This is a genomic window from Streptomyces sp. NPDC006265 (assembly GCF_040613555.1).
In the GTDB taxonomy this organism is placed as follows: Bacteria; Actinomycetota; Actinomycetes; order Streptomycetales; family Streptomycetaceae; genus Streptomyces.
In genome coordinates, this window is record NZ_JBEXSH010000570.1 from 1 (window position 1) to 5856 (window position 5856).

The 5856-nt window shown below is 70.8% G+C and carries 6 protein-coding genes; 3 read left to right on the forward strand and 3 right to left on the reverse strand.

Annotated features, from left to right (window positions below; translation table 11 throughout):
- The coding region (locus ABZ281_RS34055; RefSeq protein ID WP_356661833.1) for a DUF6214 family protein at positions 1-215 on the reverse strand (215 nt) is incomplete at its 3' end.
- Positions 216-424: 209 nt separating this feature from the next.
- Between ABZ281_RS34055 and ABZ281_RS34060 the strand changes: the two genes are divergently transcribed.
- Positions 425-1768 (forward strand): FAD-dependent oxidoreductase, encoded by a 1344-nt coding sequence (locus ABZ281_RS34060; protein WP_356661825.1) that lies wholly within the window; start codon positions 425-427, stop codon positions 1766-1768.
- Between the two features lie 6 nt (positions 1769-1774).
- Here ABZ281_RS34060 and ABZ281_RS34065 read toward each other — a convergent pair whose 3' ends face one another.
- Positions 1775-2125: a helix-turn-helix domain-containing protein gene (locus ABZ281_RS34065; RefSeq protein WP_356661827.1), complete on the reverse strand. Its 351-nt coding sequence runs from the start codon at positions 2123-2125 to the stop codon at positions 1775-1777.
- A gap of 117 nt (positions 2126-2242) precedes the next feature.
- On the opposite strand from ABZ281_RS34065, the gene ABZ281_RS34070 reads away from it, so the two are divergent.
- Positions 2243-3322, forward strand: a complete 1080-nt coding sequence (locus ABZ281_RS34070; protein ID WP_356661829.1) for an NADH:flavin oxidoreductase/NADH oxidase — start codon at positions 2243-2245, stop codon at positions 3320-3322.
- 34 nt (positions 3323-3356) lie between these two features.
- Here ABZ281_RS34070 and ABZ281_RS34075 read toward each other — a convergent pair whose 3' ends face one another.
- Entirely contained in the window at positions 3357-4652 is a 1296-nt protein-coding gene (locus tag ABZ281_RS34075) for a PHB depolymerase family esterase (RefSeq protein WP_356661835.1), read from the reverse strand.
- 393 nt (positions 4653-5045) lie between these two features.
- Between ABZ281_RS34075 and ABZ281_RS34080 the strand changes: the two genes are divergently transcribed.
- A complete protein-coding gene (locus ABZ281_RS34080) occupies positions 5046-5834 on the forward strand; it encodes a pectate lyase (protein ID WP_356661831.1) in 789 nt (262 codons plus the stop codon).
- The last annotated feature ends 22 nt before the right edge of the window (positions 5835-5856 follow it).

The following is a 5856-nucleotide window of genomic DNA, read 5'->3' on the forward strand; positions in this document are numbered from 1 at the left end:
TGCGGCTGCTGCGGGACCGGGCGCGGCGGTGTGTGGCGGCACTGGTGGAGCGGGAGGAGCGCGGGCTGAGCGCACACCTCCTCGACGCAGACGCATCCGCCGCCCACGACGGCCAGCGCGTCGACCCGGGCGCCGTCCGCGAAAGCCAGCCGGAACTCGAACCACCGGGTGGCGCCCTCGTTCTCCCGCACTTCCCAGGCGGGGCGCACGGCCAGCGCACCGTCCGCCGGAGAGCGATCAGAAAGATTCAGAAAGGATGCTTCCAGCACACACTGAACGTAACCGCATGATCACATTCCCTACAGATCGGACACGCGCCGCGGACGGCGCACTGCACCCTGTCAGCGGAGCCCACACGGTGCGATGCTGGAGGCGTCAGCGCTCTCCTGAGATCCGTCGGATCCCTCCGGTAAGGAGTTCCGCCGTGCTGCGAGTCGCCGTCGTAGGCTCCGGGCCCAGCGGGTGCTACACCGCCCAGAGCCTCGTCCAGCTGGACTCCGAGGTGCGCGTCGACGTCCTGGACCGGCTGCCGTGCCCCTATGGCCTCGTCCGCTACGGCGTGGCACCCGACCACGAGAAGATCAAGTCACTGCAGAACAACCTGCGCGCCGTCCTGGAGCACGAGCGGGTGCGGTTCCTCGGCGGTGTGCAGATCGGCCCCGGCGGCGTGACCGTCGCACGGCTTCGGGAGCTGTACCACGCGGTGGTGTACTGCGTGGGGGCCGCCACCGACCGGCATCTGGGCACCCCCGGGGAGGACCTGCCGGGGAGCTGGTCGGCGACGCAGTTCGTGTCCTGGTACAGCGCCCACCCGGACGCCGTGGACGCCGGTTTCCTGCGGAACGCCCGGTCGGCCGTGGTCATCGGGGTGGGGAATGTCGCCGTGGACGTCACGCGGATGCTGGCCCGGGGACTGGCCGAACTGACCCCCACCGACATGCCGCAGGCGGCCCTGACCACCCTGACGGAGAGCCGGGTGACCGAGATCCACATGGTGGGCCGGCGCGGCCCGTCCCAGGCCCGGTTCACCACCAAGGAGCTGCGCGAGCTCGGCACCCTGCCGGAGACGGACGTCGTCGTGGACCCGGCGGAGCTGGCCCTGGATCCGGGATACACGGACCCCTCCGCGCTGCCCGCCCCGCAGCGCCGCAACGTCGAGGTCCTGCGCGGTTGGGCCGAGACACCCCCGAAGGGCGCACTGCGCCGCATCCACCTCCGGTTCTTCCTCCGCCCGGCCGAACTGCTCGCCGAGCAGGGCCATGTGGGCGCCGTGCGGTTCGAGCGGACGGCGCCGGACGGTCATGGCGGCGTGACGGGCACGGGCCGCCATGAGGTCATCGGAGGACAGCTGGTCCTGCGCTCGGTGGGCTACCGCGGAGTCCCCCTGGAGGGACTCCCCTTCGACCCGGCCACCGGCACCGTCCCGAACCTGTCCGGCCGCGTCCTGCGCGAGGGCGCCGTCGCCCCGGGCGAGTACGTGGCGGGCTGGATCAAGCGCGGTCCCACGGGCGTCATCGGCACGAACCGCCCGTGCGCGAAGGAGACGGCGACCTCGCTCCTGGAGGACGCGCCGGCCCTCGCGCCGCGGGTCGCGCCCGACGACCCCCTCCCGGCGCTGCGCGCAGCGGGAACCGACCCGGTGGAATGGCCTGGCTGGCAGTCGATCGAGCGGGCGGAGGTGGAACTGGGGGCCTCACTGGGCCGCGGCGTGGTCAAACTCCCTGACTGGCCGTCCCTGTTGAAGGCCGCGGCGGGCAAGGCTCCCTGAGGGCGCTCAGCCACCGAGCCGGACGGCCTGCCGGGCAGCGGCGCCGAGGAGGGCAGCCAGCAGCCCCGGGAACAGCTCGTCCAGGTCGTCCCGCCGCAGCCCGTTCATCTTGGCCGTCCCCCGGTAGACCTGCCGAATCACCCCGCTCTCCCGCAGCACCCGGAAGTGGTGCGTGGTGGTCGACTTGGTGACGGGCAGATCGAAGTGCGAGCAGGACAACTCGTCACGCGCGCCGGCGAGTTCCCGCACGATCCGCAGCCGCATCGGATCCGAGAGCGCGTGCAGAACGTCCTCCAGCCTGATCTCGTCGGACGCGGGGTGCGGCAGGTCACGACTGCTGGCGGCGGGGGGCGGCACGGCGGCTCCACTTCCTCGGGGACTCCATAGTACGAGAACCCTCGTAGTTTGACATCCACCGTACTACGATGCCTATCGTACGAGTCGACATCGGCCCCGTGACGAATGGAGTACGCCGTGACCGCGCTCTTCGAGCCCTACACCCTGCGCGAGCTGACGATCCCGAACCGCGTGTGGATGCCCCCGATGTGCCAGTACTCGGCGGCGCCGGAGGGCCCGGAGACCGGGGTCCCCACCGACTGGCACTTCGCGCACTACGCCGCCCGCGCCAGCGGCGGCACGGGCCTGATCATCGTCGAGGCGACCGCGGTGTCGGCGCAGGGCCGTATCTCGCCCTACGACCTGGGCATCTGGAACGACACACAGGTCGAGGCGTTCCGCCGCATCACCCGCTTCCTCACCGCACAGGGCACGGTGCCGGCGCTCCAGCTCGCCCACGCCGGCCGCAAGGCCTCGACGGAGCGCCCCTGGAAGGGCGGCGCCCCGGTCGGCCCGGACGCCCACGGCTGGGACTCCGTCGCCCCGAGCCCGCTCGCGTTCGACGACAGGCACCCGGCCCCGGCCGAGCTGACCGTGGACCAGATCGAGGACGTCGTCGAGCAGTTCGCGGCCGCGGCCCGTCGCGCGCTCGCCGCCGGCTTCGAGGTCGCCGAGATCCACGGCGCCCACGGTTACCTGATCAACGAGTTTCTCTCCCCGCACTCCAACCACCGCACCGACGCCTACGGCGGCTCGTACGAGAACCGCACCCGCTTCGCCCTCGAAGTCGTCGACGCCGTACGGGAGGTGTGGCCGGACGACAAGCCGCTGTTCTTCCGGGTCTCGGCGACCGAATGGCTCGAGGACGGCGGCTGGACCGCGGACGACACGGTCCGTTTCGCTGCCGACCTGCGGGCCCACGGCATCGACCTGCTGGACGTCTCCACCGGTGGCAACGCCTCCGGCGTCCGCATCCCCACCGACCCCGGCTACCAGGTGCCCTTCGCCGCCCGGGTGAGAAACGAGACGGCCCTGCCGGTCGCCGCGGTCGGGCTCATCACCGACGTCGAGCAGGCCGAGAAGATCCTGGCCAACGGCGAGGCGGACGCGGTCCTGCTGGGCCGCGAGCTGCTGCGCAACCCCTCGTGGGCACGGCACGCGGCGCGGGAACTCGGCGGCGAGGTGCGGGTGCCGGACCAGTACCACCGGTCGGTCTGATCCGACCCTCCGGCCCGGCGCCCGCTCAGGCTGGTCAACGGGCCGCGCACGCCGTTCCGTTGAGCGTGAACGCGGCCGGGGCGGCGCTGTTGCCGCCGTGACTGGCCTGATAGCCGATGCTCACGCTCGCGCCCGGCGCGATGGTGCCGTTGTACGCGACGTTGGTGGCGATGACCGACCCGGACGACGGCGTGTACGTGGCGCCCCAGCCGCCCGTGACCGTCTGCCCCGCGGGCAGCGTGAAGCCGAGCTTCCAGCCGTTGACGGCTGTCGTGCCGGTGTTGGTGAGGGTCACGGAGGCGGTCAGACCGGTGCTCCAGGCATTCACCGAGGCCGTCACCGTGCAGGCGCCGGGCTGGGGCTGGGGAGCCGGGCCGGAGCTGTCCAGGCCGAAGAAGGTGAGCACACGGGACGCCATGCCCTGGGCGTACAGGTTGTGGCCGACGCCCTGCAGACTGATGGCCTCCACGGGGGCCCGGTCACCCGTGCCGCCGTACCGGGTGCGGGTCCAGCCGGGCTGGGGCGTGTCGGTGGTGGTGGGCGCCTGGCTCACGCCCTGCACGTTGGTCCACTGCTTGATCTGCTCCCCGAAGTTGGGATAGCTCAGGACGTCGTCCTGGGTGCCGTGCCAGGTCTGCATCCGGGGCCGGGCGCCGGTGTAGCCGGGGTACGCGCCCCGGGCCAGGTCGCCCCACTCCTTCGGGGTGCGGGTGATCGTGCCGCCCGAGCAGGCGCTGTTCCACTCGGAGCCGTCGGTGGTGGCGAAGCAGCCGAACGGGACGCCCGAGAAGGCGGCGCCCGCCGCGAACACGTCGGGGTAGTCCCCGAGCAGGACGTTCGTCATCATCGCGCCGGAGGAGATGCCGGTGGCGAAGATCCGGCCGGTGTCGGCGTTGTAGGTGCGGGTGGTCCAGTCGATCATCGACTTGATGCCGACGGGGTCGCTGCCGCCGCCGCGGCGCAGGGCCTGGGGCGAGGAGACGTCGAAGCACTTGCTGCTGCGGGTGACGGACGGGTAGAGCACGATGAATCCGTACCGGTCGGCGAGGGTGTCGTACTCGGTGCCGTTGTACATGTCCGGGCCCGAGCCGGTGCACCAGTGCACGGCCACCACGACCGCCGGCTTCGGCGTGACGCTCTCCGGTACGTACAGGTACATGCGCAGGTTGCTGGGGTTCGTACCGAAGTTCGTGACCTCGGTGAGGGCGGCGACGGGGACGGCCCCCGCGCGGGCGGCATCACGGGCGGGCTCGCTTGCGGCGGCCGCGGGTGCGGTGAGCGCGGTGGCCACGAGCAACGGCAGCAGCGCGGCGACGAGCGCGAGGAGCATCGACCGCAGGGATCTGGGCGCCGTGGGGCGGGGGGTGGCAGACACGTCCGGCGTTCCTTCCGTCGTGAGGGGCGGTTCAGGAGGCATCCATGCCGCATGGTGACATGGACATGGTTTCTATGGAAGCGCTCCCACGCCGCCATCACCCTGACCAGGAGCGGCCGAATGCGTTCTGCGCGAGACATTGACCAGAAAGCGCTTACCCTCTACCTTCCGTTCAGCAATATGACCCGTCGTCGTGAGCAGACCCCTACAGGGGCTCGTATCCGACCGCATGGTGAACGACATTCATCTACATGACCCCCACTCGACGAAGGCACGCACCCCGACGGGACGCTCGGGCTCCGGAGGAGCCCGACGCGCCTCCACCCCCACGACAGAAGGAATCGGGACATGACTTCTGCGACACGCCCGCGCCCCCGCAGGCGCGCACTGACCGGCGCACTGGCCACACTCGGCCTCTCGGTTGGCATGATCATGACTACCAACGCGCCCACTGCGAGCGCCGCGACATGGCCGACCCCCAACGGCAGCCAGGGCACCTCCTCCACCATCTCCGTGTCCGGCACCAAGGACTACGGGATGAAGCGGTATTACGGCACCGGGGACCTGGCCGGTGACGGCCAGGAGGAGGGCCAGGACCCGATCTTCAAGCTCGCGAACGGCGCGGTGCTGAAGAACGTCATCCTCGGCGCCCCCGCGGCCGACGGCATCCACTGCGAGGGCAGCTGCACGCTGCAGAACGTCTGGTGGGAGGACGTCGGCGAGGACGCCGCCACCTTCCGCGGCGGCAACGGCGCGACCTACCAGGTGATCGGCGGTGGAGCGAAGAAGGCCGCGGACAAGGTCTTCCAGCACAACGGCGGCGGCACGCTGACCATCTCCAACTTCGCGGTGCAGGAGTTCAAGACGCTGTACCGCTCGTGCGGCGACTGTTCCACGCAGTACACGCGCAAGGTCAACCTCAACACCGTCGACGTGACCGGCACCGGCTCCACCGCGCGGCTCGTCGGCATCAACGTCAACCGCAACGACGTGGCGACACTGCGGAACATCACGATCCGCAACGACTCCGGCCGCAAGGTCGTGCCCTGCCAGAAGTACAACAACAACACGGCCGTCGGCTCCGGACCCGACAGCAAGAACTGCCTCTACTCCACCTCGGACATCACCTACAGGTAGTCCCGCACAGGTCATCCTCCCC